Raw genomic sequence first — 20,968 nt, 5'->3', positions numbered from 1 at the left:
TACTGATCATACGATAATCAAGGGTATGTTTTTGTTGGATAAACACAAGGTCATTTTATATTTTAATCATGCCTACGATCGATATTGCACTGGCTTCATATAACGGTGAAAAATTTATTCGCGACCAAATCGGATCCATACTTTCTAATCGTATCGAGCTTGCAGGTTTTGCTCTGGGATCTATTATTGTTTCGGATAATATGTCGACTGACCAAACGGCGACGATCGTTTCTGAGATTGCATCAGAGCACCCGAATGTTAAGTTGTATTTAAATAGCCTACGCGGCGTCGTCAAAAACTTTGGTAACGCATTAGCTCACACAACGGCAGATTATGTAATGCTTTCAGACCAAGACGACATTTGGCTAGATGAGAAAATACAAATGTCGTTACAAAAGTTATTGGAATTAGAGCGTGACTCAGGATCTGATGTGCCATTGCTCGTTTTTTCAGATTTAGCAGTCACCAATAGTGAACTTGAGATTACACATCCGTCGTTTTTCAAGTCGCAAAATATTAATCCTAAGAATTTTCAATCCATACCCAATATTTTTCTTTCCAATGTTGCAGCTGGCTGCACGATGATCGTCAATCGGAAATTGTTAGAGATTGCGCTGCCGTTGCCTGCAGAAGCCATTGTTCACGATTGGTGGTTGATACTGATCGCTAGTGTAATCGGGAGGGTCGCCTATATTGAGACACCAACTATTTTGTATCGGCAGCATGAAAATAATCAAATTGGCGCGCCGACACAATATTATCGACAAATTTTTTCAAGACCTATGACGCAGTTTGCACTTGAGGCGCAACGTCTGCTCGCTGCAAGTAAACAGGCCAAAGCATTTCGTGAAAAAATCAAAAAAATTCCACTAGGTAGTGCGCTAACAATCGATTTTTTAGCCGATTTTGAGCGTCTATCACGACGAGAGCGGCTAAGGGGTTTATGTCAAAAAAAATTGATACATAAGACACTCATGCGGACGTTGAATTTATTTATCTTAGCGGTAACACTGCCACGTTCCAAATAGTGCCTAGAATCCTATCCCCATCTCTTATGCACGTAATGGGTGGCTTGTCGAGATTCATAGATAGAGGTATGGCGGATATTAATGCTAATGCGCTTGATCATTATTGAACATTCGACGATAGATTCTAAGGTGTATCAACGAAGGTGTGTCAATCCAAATGTTCTTTACTTATGTCAGTGGAATTATTTATAAAAACGAATAATGAGTCTCCAATTTTCTAAAGCTATTCACACCAAATATCGGCCAGATATTGATGGACTGCGTACTATCGCAATACTTTCGGTGGTGATTTTTCATGCATTTCCAAGCGCTCTTCCAGGGGGATTCATCGGTGTTGATATCTTCTTCGTTATTTCAGGATATTTAATATCAAGCATTATTTTTTCTAGCTTAGAGCATGACCGGTTTAGTATTCGCGAGTTTTACGTCCGGCGTATAAAACGAATTTTCCCCGCATTAATTTTTGTTTTACTCACTGTTTTAAGTCTCGGTTGGTTTTCGCTATTCAACGACGAATTTAAACAGCTATGTAAACACACTGCTTCAGGCGCATTATTTGTTCAAAATTTCACGCTATTCAATGAGGGCGGCTATTTTGATAATGACGCGACGACAAAACCCTTGCTTCATCTTTGGAGCCTTGCAATCGAGGAGCAGTTTTATATTTTTTGGCCTTTATTTCTCGCTTTTGTTTGGCGAAAAAAATGGAATTTTCTCTTAATTACTACTGTCATTGGCGTCATTTCATTCTTAGCTAATCTATATTTAGCAAAAGTAAATCCTACAGCAGATTTTTACCTCCCGATATCCCGATTTTGGGAGTTAATGGCGGGCGGAGCATTAGCCTATCTGACGTTACATGCGCCAGATAGTTTTCGACGGGATAAAAATTTATGTTCCGTGGTGGGTTTATTTCTGATTGTTGGGGGATTGTTCACCATAAATGAAGGCAGTGAGTTTCCTGGGTATTGGGCTTTGATTCCCGTAGTTGGTGCTGTTTTAACCGTTTCTGCTGGACGGGATGCATGGCTAAATACAAAAGTTTTAAGCAATAAAATAATGGTCTGGGTCGGACTAATTAGTTATCCGCTATATCTTTGGCATTGGCCAGCATTGTCGTTTTTACGAATTATCAAGACGAACGTTTCAACATTTGATATAGGCGCTACGATATTGGTTTGTGTGTTTCTTTCGTGGTTTACTTTTGCTTTGATCGAGAAGCCGTTTCGGGTCGCATACAACGTTAATAAAAAGGCGTTGTTACTGTTGGTTGGCATGGCGGCAATCGCGTTCTTTGGTATATCGGGTTGTCAACGCGAGGGATTTTTCAAAAATAATCCCATTGAGATTAGCAGGAGCGACTATTTAAATTATTTTGAAAATTCACTACCAGATTGGAAATATTTTGAACGTACTGATATGCAGCGGAAATTTCGTGCTGATTGCGATTTTTACGATATCGACCAGTACCGCAAAGGTCATGCGACACTGGTTCCGCGTAAGTCGATCGCTAGTAGCTGTTATACGCGCAATGTGAGCCAAGATCATGCGGTATTAGTTTGGGGGGACTCTCACGCGCAAATGTTAGTGGATGGCTTAGTCAATAATTTGCCTGAAAATTGGCAAATATTACTAGGTGTAAGCTCAGGTTGTGTACCTGATCCAGAGATCAAGTTTACTTCTTCCACGAATTATTGTCAGCAGTCTAATTGGTTTACGTTGCAGACTATTGCTAAGACTATGCCCGATGTCGTTATTGTTGCCCAAAACACCGATCATTCATTAGAAAAAATGAAATTGATGACAAAAAGCTTGAAAGCAATGGGAATAAAAAAAGTCATCTTTACGGGGCCGTCTCCTCATTGGAAGCAGGACTTGCCCAAATTGGTCGTTCGAAATTTTTGGCGAGATTATGGTAAGCAGCGAACCTGGTTTGGTGTTAACCAAGATTTGGCGACTCTCGACCGTGAACTTAAAGAAAGATTTCCTGCCGATTCCGAGGTTACATTTGTCAGTTTGATGGATGTTTTTTGTAATGCTGACGGTTGTTTGATTTATTTGGGATCAGATAGAAAACTTGGTATTACCAGTTGGGATTACGGTCACTTGACGCCCGTTGCTTCGGATTGGTTAGCCAAAAAAGCCTTGGTGGAAAAGGTCACATCAGCAAATCCACATAAGGTTGAATAAGGTTGAATAAAGTTAAATAGGATCAATAAAGTTCAACAAGGTTGACTATGACTATTTAGGCTTATCTGCGCTTAAATCGTCATAGTCAATCTTAGACGATGCTTATGAAAATTGATTGTCCTGTTTACCTAAACGTGTACCCGGATTACATTTTTCCAGTTCAAGTAATGCCGCTGAATGATCTGCGCTGGCGTGACTGGCCACCAGTTGTTGAAAAATAGCAGTTGCCTGGGTAGTTAAAGGTAAATTCAACTGAAAAATTTGCGCAGCATCCATAATATTATTCATATCTTTCGCCTGCGATTTGACTTGTCCACCCGGAATAAAGGTGCGATCAAGCATGCGCTGACCATGCACTTCGAGAATACGGCTTTCTGCAAAACCGCCGCGCAAGGCTTGTCGTACTGCAACCGGATCGGCGCCGCCCGCTTGTGCTAACAACAGGGCTTCGGCGACGATATTGATGGTGCCACCGACGATGAGTTGATTACATAATTTTGCTAATTGCCCTGTACCGGCAACACCCACATGGGTTGGATGCCCCAAGACTGACAATACTGCTTGTACTTCTGAAAAATTCTTTTCGCTGCCACCCGCCATAATTGCCAGCTTGCCCGTTTGTGCACCGATCACGCCGCCTGACACTGGCGCGTCGACAAAATTGATGTTGTATTTTTCCAGCAAAGCATGAAAATTTTGTGCCTCTGATTGTTTGGTGGAACTCATATCAATCACGATGCATCCCGCTTTAAGCGAAGGTAAAATTTCCATCAAGACTAACTCAACAATAGGGCCGGCATCGAGCATAGTGATGATGATATCTGCTGAACCATCAGCAAAGGTGAGGGCTGCGCTGGCCGAGTCAGCAACGTGTGCCCCCAATAGCGATAGAGGTTCAGCTTTTTCTCTGGTGCGATTCCATACGTTGACGGCATATCCGGCCTGCAACAAGCGCGTTGCCATTGGCAGTCCCATTAAGCCTGTACCCAAAAAGGCGATTTTTTCTGTATTGTTCATGATCGTTGTTGTTACCAAGATTTAATTGCAGGATATTGTTTTTCAATGAAGCTCGTCGTCATTACGTCTATCGAAATTATGGTATTCTTTAATGCTGATGTCTTGATAAATGTAGACGAAAAACATGAAAATCTTAAATAAAAAGCTTTTGTTAGCGGGTTTAGGCTTGGTGCTTGTTCATTTGAACGCAGCAGCAATTGATTCTGTGTCGGGCGAGGTCGCCACCGGTAATCGTTCTCAATTTGTCAGGGCTGGCGCCCAATGGAATTGGGATAATGAGTGGTATAAGTCCAATGGCACGTTTATTGGCGGCTACTGGGATGCAACCCTGACCCAATGGCGCAATAATGCGTATAAGGGCATTCCTAACGAGACGCAAAACATTACTGATATTGGTATTACACCGGTGTTCCGGTTCCAGAGCAACAGCCGAAAAGGCCTATACGGTGAAGCGGCGATTGGCTTTCATTTGTTTTCGCATATCTACAGCAACAATAATCGTCAATTTTCAACAGCGTTTCAGTTTGGCGATCATTTAGGTGTTGGCTACGTCTTTGATAATGGTTGGGATCTGGCACTCAAGGTGCAGCATTTTTCAAATGGTGCGATTAAACACCCAAATCCGGGCGCCAATCTGGCAGTGATTAAAGTCGGACATAGTTTTTAAGGCGATTCGTTCTTAGTATTGGCGCCGCTCCGCTTTGTGCGGTTTTGGGCTGAGGCAGGGGGCAGTTGCCCCCATTTTCATACCATTGGCGCTGGCAAGCTGATAAGCTGATAAGCGGAAGCTGCTACTCTGCTGCAAGGCTAAAATTAAAACTAAAACACCAGGAAGAAGAAAGCAGATACGGCTGTCGGTATCAATGCAGCCAAGGTCAATCCAGTCGGACTAATCGTGCCTTCATCAAAACACTCTTTCAAAATCGCATAGCCGGCGGGATTTGGTGCATTCGCAATGACCGTCAATCCGCCACCTGTTACAGCCCCGGCGACTAAAGCGTATTTCGCGCCCTCGGATAAGCCGCTGACGAGAGAACCCAGATAAGTCAGTGCAGCATTATCCGTAATCGCAGTGAGTGACATCGCCCCGAAAAATAGTACGAGATTATTTAAACCTGCCAGTATCGGTTGCAGCCACCATTGCTGCATTCCACCTAAAACGACCAACCCCGCCAGAAAAAATGCAACCAACAGGCCTTCTCTGAGCATTAGCCTATCCTGAAAGCGTTGGTAGGCTTCGGTAAATCCCAGAAAAAACAAAAACAAGCCCAAAAAAACGACCGGATAATGCGCAAAACAGACTGTTAATGCCAGAAATGAAAGATGAATTGCTATCACTGGAACTGGCATTCGCGGCGCAGTTTGTTGCTTTTCTTCTGATGGCAAGCTAAGAAGTTCGCGTTTAAACCAGACCGTCAACAACAGGCCATTAATCACTACGGCACACGCTGCTTTCCAGCCGAAGTTGCTGCTCATAAAGGCAATATCCCAACCCCATTTTTCAGCTACCATCAATACTGGTGGGGCGGCAAAAGGCGTGAGTACACCGCCAATTGACACATTCACAAATAAGGCACCCAGCGTCATGTATTTCATGCGCGTTGAAATAGATTTTTTATAAAAACGTTCGCGTAACATTAAAGCTGCTAACGTCATTGCCGCAGGTTCAGTAATAAAAGAGCCTAGGAGAGGAACCAGAGTCAGACATAGTAAATAGGCCGATAATTGATCTGAAAATGGCAAGATCCGTGCAATGCGGGCCACGATTTCTTTGACTGTCCACAGCACAGGACGTGTTCCGGCCATCACTAAAATGACAAACACAAATAGCGGTTCATTAAAATTGAGCGCATCCAGATAGTCGATGGCGTGATGATGGCTGTACAGAATGCCAATCACCGCCACCAATATGAGTGCCCAAAAACCAAACACGACCTCGACTTCTCCCAACAAATGCCACAAGCCGGCGTGATGACGACTACGATGGGCGAGATCTAAAAAGTATTTTGTAGAAAATGTATGTATGACGGCAAGGGCAAACAGCCCGGCACCAATGTATTGCAATAGTTGATCTGTTACCATCGACGATCCTTTTTTTTACGGTCAGCAAAACCGCAATGATTCGACATCGACATCGACATTTGACGATGTGATGTCAACGATTCCGATCCCAAAATAAGCTGCGAACACTTACAAAGCACAGTGATTGCCTGCGTAACGTTACACAGGCGTCAAAAGAGCCTTTTTGCGTTAAATTTTTTCCAGCTTAGCAACGCTCAAATCGAGTAATTTCATGCCGAATTGTCCAAAATTAATATGTGCTCTGGCGTTCGGTCCGCTGCCTTCAATATTTACAATCACCCCCTCACCAAACTTAGGATGCATCACACCTTGGCCGATACGCCATGTCATCGCCGAACTTTGCTTGGTGATTTGTTGTGCGATCCGATTGGATTCATCAATCGGTGCGTCATCCCATGCTGATTTTTTGCTTTGACCAAACCAGCTAGGTTGGATTTTAGGTGACAGCCATTTCAATGAGTTTTCTGGCAATTCATCAAAAAAGCGTGAACGCATGTTGTAGCGGGTTTGTCCATGCAACATTCGGGTTTGCGAGAAACTGAGGTACAAACGCTGACGTGCACGTGTGATCGCGACATACATCAATCGTCGCTCTTCTTCAACGCCAGATTCTTCTTGCGCGCTATTTTCATGGGGGAACAGGCCTTCTTCCAAGCCTGTGATAAACACCGCATCAAATTCCAGACCTTTGGCCGAATGCACGGTCATTAATTGCATCGCGTCTTGTCCAGCCTGCGCCTGATTATCGCCCGCTTCCAACGAGGCATGTGATAAAAATGCGGAGAGCGGCGACATCAACGTTGGTAGCGCTGCATCAGCATCGATGATGGTTGTGCCATCACCGTTATCTAACAAAACTGCCGCACTACTGGCGGGGCCGCTAAATGCGGGCGCTTCTTTGCCAAAGCCTTCTTCTGACACAAATAAGGTTGCTGCATTGACCAATTGTTCCAAGTTTTCTATACGGTCAGCGCCTTCTTTTTCAGTTTGATAATGTGTCATCAGCGTGCTCAGATCGAGAACGATTTTGACCATTTCTGGCAACGGCAAATTTTGTGTTTCGAAGCGTGCACCTTCAATTAATTTCACAAAATTAGCGAGCGATGCCCCAGCTTTGCCGCCGACATGACGAACCGCTGCATACAATGAGCTTCCTTGTTGCTTTGCTGCATCTTGTAGCTGTTCAATCGATCTGGCGCCGATACCACGTGTTGGAAAATTCACGACACGTAAAAAAGCCGAATCATTATGTGGATTGTCCATCAGTTGCAAATACGCAATCGCATGTTTGATTTCGGCACGTTCAAAGAAGCGTTGTCCGCCGTACACACGATATGGAATGTTTGCCGTGAACAGCGCATGTTCAATGACGCGTGATTGTGCGTTTGACCGATACAAAATCGCGATTTCACTACGCAAAGAACCTTCGCGTATCAAATTCTTTGCTTCTTCGATGATCCAGTTGGCCTCTTGAATATCGCTACTGGCTTCCATGACTCTGACTAATTCGCCATGCCCTGCATCAGTACGAAGATTCTTGCCGAGACGCTTGCTGTTATTGGCAATCAGGATGTTGGCGCTATCTAAGATATGGCCATGGGAACGATAATTTTGTTCCAGCTTAATCAGATTTTTAACTTCAAATTCACGCTCAAATGCCGACATATTGCCAACATTTGCGCCACGGAACGCGTAAATACTTTGATCGTCATCACCGACTGCAAACACTGCACCGGCGCGGCGGTTGCCAGCACCCGCCATGAGTTTTAGCCATTTGTATTGCAAATCGTTGGTATCTTGAAACTCATCAACCAATACATGGCGGAAGCGTTCCTGATAGTGCTCACGCAAGGGCTGATTACGGCTTAATAATTCATAAGTCCGCAGCAATAACTCTGCAAAATCGACTACTCCTTCGCGTTGGCATTGGGCATCGTACAGATCATATAAGCCCACCATCTTGCGATTGAAATCATCGTAGGCATCGACCTGGGCCGCGCGTAATCCCTGATCTTTGGCGCTATTAATGAAATACATCAGGGTCTTAGGTGGAAATTTCTCATCGTCAATATTGTTCGCTTTCAATAAGCGTTTAATAAACGACAGTTGATCGCCGGAATCTAAAATTTGAAACGTCTGCGGCAAACCCGCATCGCGGTGGTGGGCGCGCAGCAGGCGGTTGCATAAGCCATGAAACGTGCCTATCCACATGCCGCGTGTATTGATCGGCAACATCGCCGAGAGACGCGACATCATCTCTTTAGCGGCTTTATTGGTAAACGTCACCGCCAAAATACCGCCAGGCGATACTTGCCCCGTTTGTATGAGCCACGCAATACGGGTGGTCAGCACCCTTGTTTTGCCAGAGCCAGCACCAGCCAAAATCAGCGCTGACTGCGCTGGCAGAGTCACAGCGGCAAGCTGCTCGGGATTTAAGTTATGGAGTAAATTTTGCATACCTCGATTATACGGGAGTGCGCTGCCGCTGGGCTGTTATCGGTGCTGTGATCGATGTAGTTATCGATGTAGTATCGATGTTGTTACGAGCGACGACGTTGCGCTTGTCGTCATTGCAAAATTGCTCTGCCTGCATTACCTGATTGACATCGATTAATTGTCAATAAGATACTTTGTGATCCTATCCGGTGGTTCGCTGCTTATCTGATATCGCTGGCAAGGTTTTGTGAACTTGGACTGTCATGGCTCTAAAAACAAGGCTGAAAATTCTTGTGCGGCTCTCTGCGGATCATCTGCCATATATACGCTACTGATCACTGCGACCATTTCTGCGCCATGTTGCACCAGCGGCCGACAATTTTCTAAAGTCATTCCACCAATGACGACTTTTGGTAATTGAAATTGCGCGCCTGCATCGGACACGATTGTCGATGCCGTTGTTACCGCATATTTTTTTATTCGTGACGGATAAAATCCGCCAAACGCGATATAACTTGCACCGCAGCTGACCGCGTTGCGTGCCAGCTCGATGTCGCCATAACAGGAGGCGCCTAAGATTTTATTAGCGCCAATAGCGCTGCGTGCCTGCGCCACCGAGATATCCAGACCGCCCACATGCAAGCCATCCGCATCAAGTTCCAAAAATAAATCCAGATGATCGTTAATGATGAAAGGTTTTTGATAGTCACGGCATAGTGCTTGCAAAGACCGTGCTTGCTGTCTGCGCAGATCGTTGTTTGCCGTTTTGTGGCGATACTGAACGATGTTAGCACCACCTTTGAGTGCCTGCCCGGTCACAAGGATGAGCTTCTCTGTATCATCCCAATCAGGGGTAACAATGTACAGCCCACGTAAGTTGTTGATTGTCATAGCATTGAATTTATGGATGTATTAAATATGTCGTTGTGGAATGAGCTGACCAACAGCAATTGCGTAGGCCTGCTCCAGACATTGTTGGGTATATTTTTGCGCGTGATCCAAGGCGTTCGCCAATGATTCACCTACGGCCAGGCGGCCAGCGATGGCAGAGGCGAGGGTGCAACCGCTGCCATGAAATTCTCCCGCCAGCCTCGGCCATAACCATTCTTTTGATGCTTGCAACTGCTGGCGCTGGTACCAGATGTTCTTCACTGTATCTTCGGTGCCATGCCCCCCTTTTACCAACACATCTGAGGCAGTGGCTTGCAGTAGTTGCTGTGCTTGTGCCACGTAGCCTTGAGAAGATGGTGCCAGACGTGATAATTCTGGCAGATTAGGTGTGATGAGCGTGGCGACCGCCAGCAAAGGCTGGATCGCAGCCACCGCATCATCGAGCGACAAAGCATCACCATGACCACTGCCAAGGACAGGATCGACGATGATTTGCAGATCAGACTGTTGTTGGCGCAATTTAAGAATAAAACTGGCAATCGCCGCAGCATTTTTTTTATGCGCAACGATCCCAATCTTGACGACACTAATGGGCATTTTAGCGACCAAAGTCATCGCTTGTTGTAAGATGATTTGTGCGTCCACTGCATGTACGGCATACGCATGATCATTGTCCTGCACAGTGAGCGCGGTAATCACCGGTAAGGCATGGGCACCTTGCGCAGCGATTGCTTCAATATCAGCTTGAATGCCCGCTCCACCGCTCGGATCGTGACCAGCAAAGACTAAGACGCAAGGACGTTGTCTGGTTTTCATTAAACGATACGCCCAGCCATTGGTGACGACGGGGATGCGGCAAACTTGCGTGGCATGCGTCCTGCTAAAAATGCATCTCGTCCAGCCTCCACCGCCAAACCCATTGCCCGCGCCATGCGGATAGGATCACGCGCGCCAGCAATGGCGGTGTTCATCAATACGCCATCGCAGCCTAACTCCATGGCGATGGCGGCATCGGAAGCGGTGCCGACACCGGCATCCACTAACACCGGTACCTTGGCTTGCTCAATGATCAGCGATAAGTTCCATGGATTCAAAATTCCCATCCCAGAACCGATCAACGACGCTAATGGCATCACAGCGACGCAACCAATGTCTTCTAACATCTTCGCCTGGATAGGATCGTCACTGCAATACACCATCACATCAAAGCCATCATTGACCAAAATTTTTGCCGCCTTCAAGGTCTCAGGCATATTCGGAAATAAGGTTTTTTCATCGCCCAATACTTCAAGTTTGCAGAGCTTATGTCCACCCAATAGTTCACGACCTAATTGCAATGTATAAACCGCGTCTTCTGCGTTATAACAACCAGCAGAATTTGGCAAAATCGTATATTTTGACGGTGGAACAACATCGAGTAGACTTGGTGCATTGGGGTCTTGCCCAATATTGACACGACGAATTGCGACCGTAATAATTTCAGCACCGGACGCTTCGGTTGCCAGACGGGTTTGTTCTAAATCTTTGTACTTTCCGCTGCCAACCAATAGGCGTGAGCGATAAGTTTTTCCAGCAATGGTGAGGCCTTCTGGGGTTTGCATTTTTTATTCCTTTTCATATACATTGACTGCTATTACACAGGCTGTGATTACATAGGCTGTGATTACGTAGGCTTCAATTGCGTAGGCTTCAATTGCATAGGCTTCAATTGCATAGGTTGCGCCGTGCAATCGGAACTTTCAGTCACACGGCGACATCCAGACATTGATTTGCAGCTGGACTTAACCGCCGCCGATGGCACGCACCACGTCCACCTTGTCGTTGCTTTGTAAGGACTGACTTTCCCATTGACTACGAGGAATAATCTGTCGATTCACGGCCACCGCGATATTTTTTTCGCGTAGATCAAGTAAGCCAATCAGATCGTCAATCGTGTTCCCTGACGTGACTTGATAAACGCTACCGTTTAATTCAATGTTCGTAGCGATATGTTCAGCGATATGTTCAGCGATATGTTTTGCGATATTTGTAACCATGTTGATGGGAGCAATTACTGTTTGCGGTAAATTTCAGCACCGTTTTTCACAAACTCTATCGCCTTAATTTGCATGCCTTGCTTTAAGGCTGCGATTTCTGTAATTCCTTGATTCGCTGCATATTCACGAACTTCTTGTGTGATTTTCATGGAGCAAAAATGGGGACCGCACATCGAGCAAAAATGCGCCACTTTGGCGGAATCTTTGGGTAAAGTTTCATCGTGAAATTCGCGTGCTTTATCTGGATCAAGGCCGATGTTGAATTGGTCTTCCCAGCGGAATTCAAAACGTGCTTTGGATAAGGCATTGTCACGAATTTGTGCGCCCGGATGTCCCTTTGCTAAATCGGCAGCGTGTGCCGCGATTTTGTAGGTGATGATGCCGTCTTTAACGTCGACTTTATTTGGCAAACCCAGATGCTCTTTTGGTGTTACGTAGCACAACATCGCCGTGCCATACCAGCCGATTTGGGCGGCACCAATGCCTGACGTGATGTGGTCGTAACCTGGTGCAATATCGGTCGTCAATGGTCCCAGCGTATAAAACGGCGCTTCGTGACACTGCTCTAATTGCAGATCCATGTTTTCTTTGATCAGGTGCATCGGTACATGACCAGGGCCTTCGATCATCACTTGGACGTTGTGTTTCCAGGCGATTTGCGTCAGTTCCCCCAAGGTTTTCAGTTCACCCAATTGCGCTTCATCGTTGGCATCGTAGATTGACCCCGGGCGCAAACCGTCGCCCAGACTGAACGACACGTCATAGGCCTTCATGATCTCGCAAATGTCCTCGAAATGTTCGTATAAAAAGCTTTCCTTATGGTGCGCTAAACACCACTTCGCCATAATCGAACCTCCACGCGAAACGATGCCAGTCATGCGTTTTGCTGTCAGCGGCACGTATTGCAGACGCACGCCAGCATGGATCGTAAAATAGTCAACTCCCTGTTCCGCTTGTTCAATTAATGTGTCTCTGAATATTTCCCAGGTCAGATCTTCGGCTTTACCGTTGACCTTTTCTAGTGCTTGATAGATAGGCACAGTACCGATAGGTACGGGGGAGTTGCGAATGATCCATTCACGTGTTTCATGGATGTGTTTGCCGGTTGACAAATCCATCACGTTATCGCCACCCCATCGAATTGCCCATGTCATTTTTTCGACTTCTTCACCGATAGAAGAGGTCACTGCGGAGTTGCCGATATTGGCGTTAATTTTGACCAAAAAATTGCGGCCGATAATCATCGGTTCAACTTCTGGGTGATTGATATTGGCCGGAATAATCGCGCGACCGCGTGCCACTTCAGAGCGAACAAATTCCGGTGTAATTTCTGTCGGTATGGATGCGCCAAATGATTGCCCCGGATGTTGACGACCCATCATCTCTGCCAGCTTATGTCCCATAGGACCAGAGGCTTTTAAGTTGGCTAAATATTCTTTGCGTTGTAGGTTTTCGCGAATTGCAATGTACTCCATCTCTGGCGTGATAATGCCCTGGCGTGCATAGTGCATTTGCGAGACGTTTTTGCCTGCTTTGGCGCGCCGTGGCAAACGCTTCAGATTAAAGCGCAACTCAGCCAATTGCGGGTCGTTCAGCCTTTCTTGCCCGTATGTTGAGCTTGGGCCAGATAATTCCTCAGTATCATTACGTTCCGCAATCCAGGCACCGCGTACAGAGGTTAACCCAGAGCGAATATCAATACTGACATTGGGATCCGTATAAGGCCCTGACGTATCATAGACATAGATGGGGGGATTTTTTTCAGCACCGAAAGAGGCTGGCGTATCAGATTGACTGATTTCACGCATAGGCACACGGATGTCGGGGCGACTTCCTTGTACATAAACTTTACGAGAATTTGGCAGCGGCGCAATAGCGGCTTGGTCAACTGTCGCCGTGGCGGACAGAAATTTGGGATTGGCATTCATTAATTTTGGCTCCTTTGCTTGTTGGCATGGAGCCAGCAAAGGAGTTGTTAAAAATACGATGCGCGTATGTCAGGGAAATAAGAAATGACACAGGCACGATTTTTAGCGGCTTCCCTTCGCTGGCATTATCCAGATCAGGTTCGAGGGTATTTCTCACCCGATACCAAACTTCGATATCAGGACCCCTAGCATTGTTTACTTGGCAGTCGTGAATTTTTCACATCACTGCTGTCGTGGCGGCATTATATAACCAACTTGGTGTTCATAGAAAAAAAATGAAGAAGGGTCGCTCAAACTGACCGCGTGGATTGCACCTGTCCGACCAAAAACGGGGGCGCTGATTGCATTGTGTGGGTAGGATTAATTTGCTAAATGACGTACTGATCTTACTGACGGACTGATCGGACTGAGTGACCTGCGCTACGTTATTTTATTTGGATCGTGGCAATTCAAGTTTTGGTGGACCCTGTACTTCAATCAATTCCACGATACCCGAACTCACGGCTGCTGCCAGATCTTCTTCAAAAAATGGCAATGCGGAGGCCGCATCAACCAACACTTTGGCGACCCCGTACGCACGGTTTCGTCCATTGGCTTTACCAAGGTACAAGGCCATATCGGCAATCTGTAAGGCTTTTTCCCAATTCAGGTCTTCTTCAGGAATATCCGAAAATGGCAAAGAAATAAAACCTGCTGTCATCGTGACTTGTATGTCGTGGTCGCCAACGGAAATACTGGTTTCACCGACCGATTGCAGCACCCGTTCTACGAGACCCGCCACTTGTGATGGATTGGATTTGGGTGAATAAACTAAAAATTCTTCGCCGCCCCAACGTAACACCATATCTGTATCACGGACAGCTTTGCGTAAACGTTGTGCGACCTGCGCCAAGACTGCGTCCCCGGCAGCATGTCCCCAGGTATCATTAATCTGCTTGAAGTGATCGATGTCGAGCAGGATCAGGCAATCAGGATTTCCCTCCCTCGCTTCGCGACGGTCTGCTTCAACTTGTGCTGTCCGCGTTTTCATGAGTTCGACAAACGAACGACGGTTGTATAAACCTGTTAATGGATCATGGATTGCGTGGAACTCTAACTGCGTATTGGCTTCGCGCAACTCTTGATTTGCTCTTTGGACGCGGCGATACAACAAGAAAATGAAGATACCGACCATCACTGTCACCAAGGCGCCAAGCAGCGTGATGACTTGCTGCAGGTGATGATTGCGGATGTCAGCATCCTTTAAGGCATTTTCTTTCCCCAGTAATTCAATTTGCTTTTGCCTTTGCTTGGCATTAAATTGTTCCTGCAATTGAGCCACGGTTTTGGAGCGATCTGAACGGAATAACTCGTCACTTAATTTTTGCTGCTGACGTAACGTCGCCAAGGCTTCTTTGTACATGCCAGCCCGTTCATACATATTCGCAAGCTCACCGATAATCCCTTCGGCATCTGTCTTCTGACCCGATGCTATGTACGCATTGATTACGCCATTGACTAACTCGACGCCAGCCGCAACCCGTCCTTGTCCAGCGAATGCAAGACCCAGGTTGACCTTCGCAATGTCAATGGATGGCTTATCTCCTAAGGTCTCTGCACGCGCCAGACTCTGCCTGGCAAAATCCTCTGCTTTTTTATAGTCGTTCACGATCAGATAGTGATCGCTGATGTTGATCAGGCAAATCACTTCACTGGTGAGCATTCCTGCATCTTGCGAAATTTTCAGGGCATTTTCATAGGCGCTGACCGATTTCTCATTTTCTTTTAAATTGGCGTAGGCGATACCTTGACTGATGTTCAATGATGCATAGGTTTTTGGTGCACGTGCTAACGGTGAAATTTTGAAGGCTTCATCAATGGTTGCCAGTGCCTTCATAGGATCCTTCATGGCAATATATAACTTCGCGATGGCATCCAGTCGTTGTATGCGGCTCTGAAGCTGGCGTGTCGCCAAATCATCGGTGAGTTTTAACGCATCAAGAAAATTTTTGAGTGAGGAATCAAAGTTCCCAAGTAAAAAATAGACGCTACCAAAAGCACTATTGAGGCGCATTTTTACTTCAGCAGATGCAGTTGGCGCCAGGCTGTCGTTGATGCCATTAAGCTTATTTAAAGCTTCTTGCAGTTTTCCCGCGTCTATCAATTGGTATATGGCCATGATCTGGGCAATAGCAATACCGTTAGTATCGTTTCCTGCTGTTGCAAGTGTCAGAAATTCATTGATCGCGGCGGTGCTGGATTTGATTTTTCCAGCGTCATAGTAAAGATCGACCAGTACTTTGACCGTGTCTAGGCGAACCTGGAGTGGCGTCGCAGATGTTTGCTTTTGTTTAATACTCAGCAGACGTTTCAACGCTTCCGTGTTATCGCTGTCGCCCAATGTTTGTATGGCCGTTATTTGCTCTTTTGCGACCGCCTCATCGGCCGTTTCAGCGGCAAGCGCGACATTCCCATGCAACAGCATTCCTAGAAATGCATACATGCCAAAACGGAAGATAGACCGCAACTTTTGGTTGAGCATAGTTATCAATGTGGCATTAAATTGGGTAATTGTGGGCAATTGTTAAACAATTATCAGGCAATTATTGGACGAGGATAATTACGAGTTGCATCCTGACACTATATGCGCAAAGCGAAAAAATTGGCAGCAAATGCAAGTTTTTCCTTTAAAAAAGTAGCAAAACATACACAGCTATCGGTACTTTTTACCCTAAATGCCCGGCGATAGCGGCGTCAATACCCCCCCTGTCATTTATAATCAACGGTTTAGCACACTAACTAACAGATCATCATGGAACTAGCGAAGTCTTTCGAACCGGCAGCAATCGAGCAACAATGGCGCTCTGAATGGGAACAACGCGGCTATTTTGCTGCCAGCATGGACGATGGCAAACCGTCGTTTTCTATCTTGTTGCCACCCCCAAATGTCACTGGAACGTTGCACATGGGGCATGCATTCAATCAGACGATCATGGATGGTTTGACCCGTTACTACCGCATGCGTGGTCATAATACGGCGTGGATTCCTGGTACAGATCACGCTGGTATTGCGACGCAAATCGTGGTTGAGCGCCAGTTAGATGCGCAAAAAATATCGCGCCATGATCTTGGTCGTGAGAAATTTTTAGAAAAAGTCTGGGAATGGAAAGAAAAATCCGGCTCCACTATTACCGGTCAAATGCGCCGTATGGGCGCGTCAGCCGACTGGGATCGTGAATATTTCACGATGGATGCTGAACGCTCTACAGCGGTGACTGAGGTGTTTGTTCGCTTAGTCGAACAAGGATTGATCTACCGAGGCAAGCGTCTTGTTCACTGGGATCCGGTGCTGGGTACGGCAGTTTCTGATCTGGAAGTGGTGTCGGAAGAAGAAGACGGCTTCATGTGGAATATCCGCTATCCGTTTGCAGATGGCAGTGGTCATCTGACCGTCGCCACTACACGTCCAGAAACTTTGCTTGGTGACGTTGCGGTTGCGGTAGATCCGACGGACGAGCGTTATGTACATCTTGTTGGCAAGATGTTGAAATTGCCGCTGACCGATCGCGAAGTCCCCATCATTGCGGATAGTTATGTTGACAAAGAATTTGGAACTGGCTGCGTCAAAATTACGCCAGCCCATGACTTGAACGATTATGCCGTTGGTCAGCGCCATGCTCTGCCATTGATTTCTATCATGACTTTGGACGCCAAAATTAACGACAACGCACCAGTTGCCTATCAAGGTATGGATCGTTTTGTTGCACGTAAACAAATCATCGCCGACTTAGATGCGCAAGGTTTGCTGGCGGAAGTAAAGCCGCATAAATTAATGGTGCCACGCGGTGACCGCACAAATACGATTATCGAACCGATGCTGACCGATCAGTGGTTTATGGCGATGAGCAAACCAGCGCCTGAAGGAACACATTTCCCAGGAAAATCCATTGCTGAAGTGGCACTTGAAAAAGTCGCCAACGGTGAAATCAAATTTGTTCCAGAAAACTGGACCAATACCTATAACCAATGGCTCAACAATATCCAGGACTGGTGTATTTCACGCCAATTATGGTGGGGTCATCAAATTCCGGCATGGTATGGCGATAACGGTGAAGTTTTCGTTGCTCGTAATGAAGCAGAAGCTAAGGCCAAAGCAGCAGCGGCTGGTTACACGGGTACATTGAAACGTGATGATGACGTGCTCGATACTTGGTTTTCCTCTGCTTTAGTGCCGTTTTCGACGATGGGCTGGCCAGAAGAAACGCCAGACATGAAACACTTCCTGCCATCCTCCGTGCTGGTAACGGGCTTCGATATCATTTTCTTCTGGGTTGCGCGTATGGTCATGATGACAACGCACTTCACCGGAAAAATTCCTTTCAATACCGTGTATGTACATGGCTTAGTGCGGGATTCTACCGGACAAAAAATGTCCAAATCTAAAGGTAACACCCTTGACCCTATCGATTTGATTGATGGTATCAAAGTGGATGACTTGGTGGCAAAACGCACGTCAGGCTTGATGAATCCTAAGCAAGCTGCCGCGATCGAGAAAGCGACCCGCAAAGAGTTCGCTGACGGCATTCAGGCGTATGGCACAGATGCTATTCGTTTCACAATGGCGAGCTATGCGTCGTTAGGACGAAACATTAATTTTGATTTGGCACGTTGTGAAGGTTATCGTAATTTCTGCAATAAATTGTGGAACGCTACACGCTTCGTGTTGATGAATACCGAAGGTAAAGATTGTGGTTTTGGCGCTGATATTACTGATGCTGATCTCGACTATTCGCAAGCCGATAAATGGATCATTTCTACCTTGCAACGTACGGAAGCAGAAATAGAAAAAGGTTTTGCTGAATATCGGTTCGATAATATCGCGTCCGCTATCTACAAATTTGTGTGGGATGAGTATTGCGACTGGTATCTGGAAGTATCTAAGGTTCAGGTTCAACACGGTACACCAGCACAACAGCGTGCAACTCGTCGCACTTTATTGCGCGTGTTGGAAGTTACATTGCGCTTGGCACACCCGGTAATTCCGTTTGTGACGGAAGCTTTATGGCAAACGGTCGCTCCATTGGCAGGGAAGCAACTTAACCCAGCTGGCGACTCTATTATGGTGCAGCCATATCCAATCGCCGTCTCAGCGAATATTGATGAAGCCTCTGAAGCATGGATGCATGCTTTAAAAACCATGACCGATGCGTGCCGTAACCTGCGCGGTGAAATGCAATTGTCGCCTGCACTACGCGTACCGTTGCTATTGCAAGCGGCAAACGCAGAGGATAAAGTGCGCCTGCAATCTTTTGCACCGTACCTGCAAGCCTTAGCTAAATTGTCTGAAGTTGGTGTGGTAGACAGTTTGCCGGAATCTCCTGCTCCAGTCTCGATCATCGGTGAATCTAAGCTGATGTTAAAAGTAGAGATTGACGTCGCGGCTGAACGTGAACGTCTGACCAAAGAAATCACACGTCTCGACACCGAGATTGCCAAGGCGGAAGTGAAGTTGAATAATGAAAGTTTTGTAGCGCGTGCGCCCGCTGCAGTCGTTGCGCAAGAGAAAGAGCGAGTCACTAATTTCTCGGCAACTTTGGCTAAACTGCGTGAGCAATTTACAAAACTGCCCGTCGCCTGATTGGTATTGCGACCGTTGTTAAAGTACATGCTCTAAAATTTTGTACGTGGTGGTTCACTTCACCACGTACAATTAATTTTCATTTAGCACTTATCTGATCTGATTTCGTTGGATCTGTTTGGGCAGAAGAACAATATGACATTAACTTCGGAGACAACATGAAAAAAATCAGTCTGATCGCCATCCTCTTCTCTATCGCGCTCGCGCCACTCGCTCACGCGGAAGATTCACCAGTTGGCTTGTGGAAAAACATTGATGACAAAACAGGCAAGCCAAAAGCCTTGATCCGGATTACAGAAACCGGCGGTGAGCTACAAGGAAAAATTGAACGCTTATTTGTCGAAGCAGATGCGGATAAAAATCCGAAATGCGATAAGTGCGAAGGTGTTAATAAGGATCAGCCTATTATCGGTATGACGATATTGTTTGGTTTGAAAAAAAATGGTGATGAATATACGGGTGGCAAAATTCTTGACCCCGCCAACGGCAAACTCTACAGTAGCAAAATCACTCCTGTAGAAAATTACAAAAAACTCAACGTTCGGGGCTATATCGGCACCCCATTTTTGGGACGTTCGCAAGTTTGGGTTCGTGAGCAATAAATATTGCTCATTGCTAATGCCTTGGTTTATATCCCAGGTCATCCGCTTTAACTTTTCTCCCGCGAGCGGGAGAAAAGCTGGGATGAGCGCGTTTGATAAACTGTGATAACACAATCCCGCAATCTCGCAATCTCGCAATCTCGCAATCTCATATTAAGATTGCAAAAGAATGTCGTTCAACATCCAAGACGTTATTAGACTGATTAATCCAAGTCTCTTTACGCACAGCCTTGATGCGCAACAGGATTCTTCGGCGTCAGACATAGTGTCCTTATTGTCTATATGTAATACGCCGTCGTTGTCATGATCTTTGCCATGCATTGCATACCTACCCGTACGGGTAACGGTAGTTTGCTGGCGCCAAGTGCCTGCGCTGCCGCACCGTGAGCGATTTCATCGACGCGCATTTGCTCGACGATTGCTCGTGACTTACTGTCATTCAAAGGCAGTGCTTGCAAATGACTGGCGAGGTGCGCTTCCACCTGACGTTCGGTTTCAACCACAAAGCCGAGACTTGCTGCGTCGCCGCATTTTGCTGCAATGACGCCACAAGCATAGGCACCTGCATACCAAAGAGGATTCATGAAGCTGGTGTGCGAGTTGAGTTCCTTTAGCCTATGGGCTGTCCAGGCCAGATGGTCTTCTTCCTCGATGCACGAATGCTGTAGCTGATGTGTGACCACGGGCGTGTGCGAAAAGCTGCTTTGCGCATCGTATAGTGCCTGTGCGCAAATTTCGCCAACATGATTCACACGCATGAGACCTGCACTGTGCTGCTGCTCTTTTTCAGTCAAATTTTCAGTCGTGATGTGCGCAGCGGGATTCGGGCGTGAACTTTTTGCCTGTGCAGAAACGGTACGCAGAGCACGATCAAATGCCAATAGCAGGCGATCAGGATGAGGTAAAGGCATAGTGAGACTTGAAATGGCTGTAATTCTTGCTATTGTAGAACAGTTCGCTGCTTGTCATAGTGGGCTTGAAATTGAGCTACCTTAAGGTGATGCTAAATTTTGTGTAAATATTTTTTACCTTGATTTTGAAATTTTAAGTTTGTTGTGGGTTCGCCACATTTTATTCGTTTAAATACGATCGTTCGTAAATTTGCTTTGCTCAAATTCAACTAGTTTGATTCAATCAGCAC

15 protein-coding genes and 1 riboswitch are annotated in these 20,968 nt (G+C 46.2%); of the genes, 5 read left to right on the top strand and 10 right to left on the bottom strand.

Annotated elements, in window-relative coordinates; all coding sequences use genetic code 11:
• Positions 1-68 precede the first annotated feature (68 nt).
• Together ACO0K1_RS09665 and ACO0K1_RS09660 are read left to right on the top strand one after the other, a co-directional pair.
• Positions 69-1,028: a glycosyltransferase family 2 protein gene (locus ACO0K1_RS09665; RefSeq protein WP_423025099.1), complete on the top strand. Its 960-nt coding sequence runs from the start codon at positions 69-71 to the stop codon at positions 1,026-1,028.
• A gap of 201 nt (positions 1,029-1,229) precedes the next feature.
• Positions 1,230-3,218: an acyltransferase family protein gene (locus ACO0K1_RS09660; protein ID WP_423025097.1), complete on the top strand. Its 1,989-nt coding sequence runs from the start codon at positions 1,230-1,232 to the stop codon at positions 3,216-3,218.
• 102 nt (positions 3,219-3,320) lie between these two features.
• On the opposite strand, the gene ACO0K1_RS09655 is transcribed toward ACO0K1_RS09660, so the two are convergent.
• Complete coding sequence (locus ACO0K1_RS09655) at positions 3,321-4,235, bottom strand: NAD(P)-dependent oxidoreductase (RefSeq protein ID WP_423025095.1); 915 nt, start codon at positions 4,233-4,235, stop codon at positions 3,321-3,323.
• A 124-nt stretch (positions 4,236-4,359) separates the two neighbouring features.
• Here ACO0K1_RS09655 and ACO0K1_RS09650 point away from each other — a divergent pair, with 124 nt between their 5' ends.
• Positions 4,360-4,902 (top strand): acyloxyacyl hydrolase, encoded by a 543-nt coding sequence (locus ACO0K1_RS09650; protein WP_423025093.1) that lies wholly within the window; start codon positions 4,360-4,362, stop codon positions 4,900-4,902.
• A 152-nt stretch (positions 4,903-5,054) separates the two neighbouring features.
• On the opposite strand, the gene ACO0K1_RS09645 is transcribed toward ACO0K1_RS09650, so the two are convergent.
• The 8 genes from ACO0K1_RS09645 to ACO0K1_RS09610 form a co-directional block, all read right to left on the bottom strand.
• On the bottom strand, positions 5,055-6,317 hold the full coding sequence (locus ACO0K1_RS09645; RefSeq protein WP_423025091.1) for a putative Na+/H+ antiporter: 1,263 nt from the start codon (positions 6,315-6,317) through the stop codon (positions 5,055-5,057).
• A gap of 168 nt (positions 6,318-6,485) precedes the next feature.
• The gene (locus ACO0K1_RS09640; protein WP_423025089.1) at positions 6,486-8,774 is read right to left on the bottom strand and encodes a UvrD-helicase domain-containing protein; all 2,289 of its coding nucleotides are present in this window, start codon (positions 8,772-8,774) and stop codon (positions 6,486-6,488) included.
• A 240-nt stretch (positions 8,775-9,014) separates the two neighbouring features.
• Positions 9,015-9,644 (bottom strand): thiamine phosphate synthase, encoded by a 630-nt coding sequence (thiE, locus tag ACO0K1_RS09635; protein WP_423025087.1) that lies wholly within the window; start codon positions 9,642-9,644, stop codon positions 9,015-9,017.
• Positions 9,645-9,665: 21 nt separating this feature from the next.
• Positions 9,666-10,460, bottom strand: coding sequence for a bifunctional hydroxymethylpyrimidine kinase/phosphomethylpyrimidine kinase (gene thiD, locus ACO0K1_RS09630; protein WP_423025085.1), 795 nt, complete (start codon positions 10,458-10,460; stop codon positions 9,666-9,668).
• On the bottom strand, positions 10,460-11,245 hold the full coding sequence (locus ACO0K1_RS09625; protein WP_423025083.1) for a thiazole synthase: 786 nt from the start codon (positions 11,243-11,245) through the stop codon (positions 10,460-10,462). The genes thiD and ACO0K1_RS09625 overlap by 1 nt, the downstream gene beginning before the upstream one ends.
• A 180-nt stretch (positions 11,246-11,425) precedes the next feature.
• Positions 11,426-11,680: a sulfur carrier protein ThiS gene (thiS, locus tag ACO0K1_RS09620; RefSeq protein WP_423025081.1), complete on the bottom strand. Its 255-nt coding sequence runs from the start codon at positions 11,678-11,680 to the stop codon at positions 11,426-11,428.
• A 14-nt stretch (positions 11,681-11,694) separates the two neighbouring features.
• Positions 11,695-13,608: a phosphomethylpyrimidine synthase ThiC gene (gene thiC, locus ACO0K1_RS09615; protein ID WP_423025079.1), complete on the bottom strand. Its 1,914-nt coding sequence runs from the start codon at positions 13,606-13,608 to the stop codon at positions 11,695-11,697.
• Between the two features lie 94 nt (positions 13,609-13,702).
• Positions 13,703-13,805: riboswitch (TPP riboswitch) on the bottom strand.
• Between the two features lie 233 nt (positions 13,806-14,038).
• Complete coding sequence (locus ACO0K1_RS09610) at positions 14,039-16,129, bottom strand: tetratricopeptide repeat-containing diguanylate cyclase (protein ID WP_423025077.1); 2,091 nt, start codon at positions 16,127-16,129, stop codon at positions 14,039-14,041.
• A 270-nt stretch (positions 16,130-16,399) separates the two neighbouring features.
• On the opposite strand from ACO0K1_RS09610, the gene ACO0K1_RS09605 reads away from it, so the two are divergent.
• Positions 16,400-19,225 carry a valine--tRNA ligase gene (locus tag ACO0K1_RS09605; protein ID WP_423025075.1) on the top strand — a complete coding sequence of 942 codons (2,826 nt, stop codon included), beginning with the start codon at positions 16,400-16,402 and terminating at the stop codon, positions 19,223-19,225.
• A gap of 158 nt (positions 19,226-19,383) precedes the next feature.
• The gene (locus ACO0K1_RS09600; RefSeq protein ID WP_423025073.1) at positions 19,384-19,827 is read left to right on the top strand and encodes a DUF2147 domain-containing protein; all 444 of its coding nucleotides are present in this window, start codon (positions 19,384-19,386) and stop codon (positions 19,825-19,827) included.
• Between the two features lie 278 nt (positions 19,828-20,105).
• On the opposite strand, the gene coq7 is transcribed toward ACO0K1_RS09600, so the two are convergent.
• Positions 20,106-20,738, bottom strand: coding sequence for a 2-polyprenyl-3-methyl-6-methoxy-1,4-benzoquinone monooxygenase (coq7, locus tag ACO0K1_RS09595; RefSeq protein WP_423025071.1), 633 nt, complete (start codon positions 20,736-20,738; stop codon positions 20,106-20,108).
• Between the last annotated feature and the right edge of the window lie 230 nt (positions 20,739-20,968).

Source organism: Undibacterium sp. SXout20W (assembly GCF_049340285.1).
In the GTDB taxonomy this organism is placed as follows: Bacteria; Pseudomonadota; Gammaproteobacteria; order Burkholderiales; family Burkholderiaceae_D; genus Undibacterium.
Note: the sequence above shows the minus strand (reverse complement) of the source record. Positions and strands in the feature narration are given on the sequence as shown.

What these genes read in the sequence shown, in the direction of transcription:
- ACO0K1_RS09605 (WP_423025075.1), top strand. Translation starts at nt 16,400, where the DNA reads ATGGAACTAGCGAAGTCTTTCGAACCGGCAGCAATCGAGCAACAATGG.
- thiD (WP_423025085.1), bottom strand. Translation starts at nt 10,460, where the DNA reads ATGAAAACCAGACAACGTCCTTGCGTCTTAGTCTTTGCTGGTCACGAT.
- ACO0K1_RS09660 (WP_423025097.1), top strand. Translation starts at nt 1,230, where the DNA reads ATGAGTCTCCAATTTTCTAAAGCTATTCACACCAAATATCGGCCAGAT.
- ACO0K1_RS09625 (WP_423025083.1), bottom strand. Translation starts at nt 11,245, where the DNA reads ATGCAAACCCCAGAAGGCCTCACCATTGCTGGAAAAACTTATCGCTCA.
- ACO0K1_RS09655 (WP_423025095.1), bottom strand. Translation starts at nt 4,235, where the DNA reads ATGAACAATACAGAAAAAATCGCCTTTTTGGGTACAGGCTTAATGGGA.
- ACO0K1_RS09650 (WP_423025093.1), top strand. Translation starts at nt 4,360, where the DNA reads ATGAAAATCTTAAATAAAAAGCTTTTGTTAGCGGGTTTAGGCTTGGTG.
- ACO0K1_RS09640 (WP_423025089.1), bottom strand. Translation starts at nt 8,774, where the DNA reads ATGCAAAATTTACTCCATAACTTAAATCCCGAGCAGCTTGCCGCTGTG.
- thiC (WP_423025079.1), bottom strand. Translation starts at nt 13,608, where the DNA reads ATGAATGCCAATCCCAAATTTCTGTCCGCCACGGCGACAGTTGACCAA.
- ACO0K1_RS09645 (WP_423025091.1), bottom strand. Translation starts at nt 6,317, where the DNA reads ATGGTAACAGATCAACTATTGCAATACATTGGTGCCGGGCTGTTTGCC.
- ACO0K1_RS09610 (WP_423025077.1), bottom strand. Translation starts at nt 16,129, where the DNA reads ATGCTCAACCAAAAGTTGCGGTCTATCTTCCGTTTTGGCATGTATGCA.
- ACO0K1_RS09600 (WP_423025073.1), top strand. Translation starts at nt 19,384, where the DNA reads ATGAAAAAAATCAGTCTGATCGCCATCCTCTTCTCTATCGCGCTCGCG.
- ACO0K1_RS09665 (WP_423025099.1), top strand. Translation starts at nt 69, where the DNA reads ATGCCTACGATCGATATTGCACTGGCTTCATATAACGGTGAAAAATTT.
- coq7 (WP_423025071.1), bottom strand. Translation starts at nt 20,738, where the DNA reads ATGCCTTTACCTCATCCTGATCGCCTGCTATTGGCATTTGATCGTGCT.
- thiS (WP_423025081.1), bottom strand. Translation starts at nt 11,680, where the DNA reads ATGGTTACAAATATCGCAAAACATATCGCTGAACATATCGCTGAACAT.
- thiE (WP_423025087.1), bottom strand. Translation starts at nt 9,644, where the DNA reads ATGACAATCAACAACTTACGTGGGCTGTACATTGTTACCCCTGATTGG.